Source organism: Bradyrhizobium sp. LeoA1Lang (assembly GCF_055413685.1).
On record NZ_JBVAPG010000380.1, the window covers coordinates 1 to 1,684 of the forward strand.

Sequence of the window (1,684 nt, forward strand, 5' to 3'; positions counted from 1 at the left end):
AAGCCTTCGTGGTAACGCTTGTCATGGCGTGGTCTCCAGCCCGGCGCGTCAACGCCGGGTGATTCGAGGTTGATCACCCCGGAGACTACGCCACTTTCAATTCCAACCGCTTTTCGGACGGCACCCATGTTCAATCGCCTGGTCCAGAGAATTCAGAAGGTTCTGAACGTCTGCAATATCCTGCGCACGCCCGAGGAATACTACAGGATAGGTCATTGCATCCTGCGCCAGATATCGACGCTTATCGATCAACATCTGGCGCAACTTCTGCAAGTTCTCAAGCGGATCGCCGACCGTGGCCTCGCCAAAATCATCGGTGGGTCGCGCATAGCCGGAGGTATCCGCCAACGTGTCGTACAGTTCGGCAGCCGGAGGCTTCTGGAACATCGGTTGACCTTTCTTTGGGGCTGGATGCCGTTATACGGCGTCGGAAAGTGAAGGGTTCAGGGCGTCGAAGTTCGGCGTGTCGAACCGCATGTTGGGAATGTCGGCGCTCAGCAACGGGCGGAGTGCCGGATCGCTGAAGAAGATATCGTTCTTGGGGTCCAGCCGGCCTTCGGTAATCCCTTCGGCAAACTTCTGGGTGAAATGGACGAGCGGCCGGATTTTCGCCTCCCATGCGGTCAGAGCGTCCGATAGTGAGCCGTTCAAGAGATCAGTCGCCCCCAGCGAATAGGCTGTCATCATCGCTGAGTTTGCCCCCTGGCCAAGCGCCGGCGTCATCCCGTGGGCAGCGTCGCCAATCAGGACGCACTTGCCGTAATGCCAGGTGGGCGGAAAGATCGAATGGTACTCATCGTAATGCCCCTCCGAGCCGACCCGGTCGATGAACCTTCCCAACGTCGGAAACGTAGCCTTCCAAAGGCCCGGATCGATCGGCATGCTCAGTGCTTCTGGATCCGAGAGCAAGGCCACAAGGATCATGTACATAGTCTGCGACGAGCATGGGAGAAGTCCGATGCGTCGTCCGCTCGGATCGTTGTATTCGGTCGCAACATGGTCATTCCCATCGGGAAAGTCGCCGGGATGAATCGGAATCAGCAGGCGAATAGCGCCCTTGCGATGTTTGCCCAAAGGAAGCTTTCCCGCGACCGATCTCCTTACGATCGATTGGATGCCATCGGCCCCGACGACAAGGTCGGCCTCAATCCGGCGTCCTCCTTCCAGATGCAGAAGGCCTTCTTGCCCGGCGCTGAGAACCCTTGAGCCAGTCTCTATCGTCACGCCAGCCCTGACAGCCGCCTCGGCCAGCGGATCGACAAGAGCCTGCCGCTGGAACATCACAATCCGGCCGCCGGTTGCTGCAAAGGGCTCGTACTCCTTCGTCTTCTGACCGGAACTCAGTCGAATGATCCAGTGGTTGAGCTGGTGCCCGCGCGTCCGTATGGCCTCGTGGAGGCCTAACGCTTCGAGAACACGCAACCCATTTTCGAATATCGGAAGTCCGTTACCGCCTGCCCTCAGCGCTTCGCTTCGCTCATGGAGCCTCACGGTCCATCCTTTTCTGGCGAGCTGAATGCTTGCGACGAGGCCCGCAATGCCGCCCCCCACGATCTCGGGGTGCCGTCGCGAACTTGGTTGGAATTTGTCCGTCGCGAGTCTCCGGTGAACGGATGATATCTGCTCAGGCGGCAAGATCAACCGGCTGAGCAATGGGCTTGCTGGCGAGGGTCTGCCAGCCGTC

General features: G+C 59.1%; 2 protein-coding genes. Both read right to left on the reverse strand.

The features are described 5' to 3' along the window. Window positions 1-96: 96 nt before the first annotated feature. Complete coding sequence (locus ACZYOF_RS43615; protein ID WP_463719569.1) at window positions 97-387, reverse strand: hypothetical protein; 291 nt, start codon at window positions 385-387, stop codon at window positions 97-99. 30 nt (window positions 388-417) lie between these two features. After that, the coding region (locus ACZYOF_RS43620; protein ID WP_463719570.1) for an FAD-dependent oxidoreductase at window positions 418-1,684 on the reverse strand (1,267 nt) is incomplete at its 5' end.

Excerpts from the sequence above, each read along its gene's own strand:
- ACZYOF_RS43615 (WP_463719569.1), bottom strand. The coding sequence starts at position 387 with ATGTTCCAGAAGCCTCCGGCTGCCGAACTGTACGACACGTTGGCGGAT.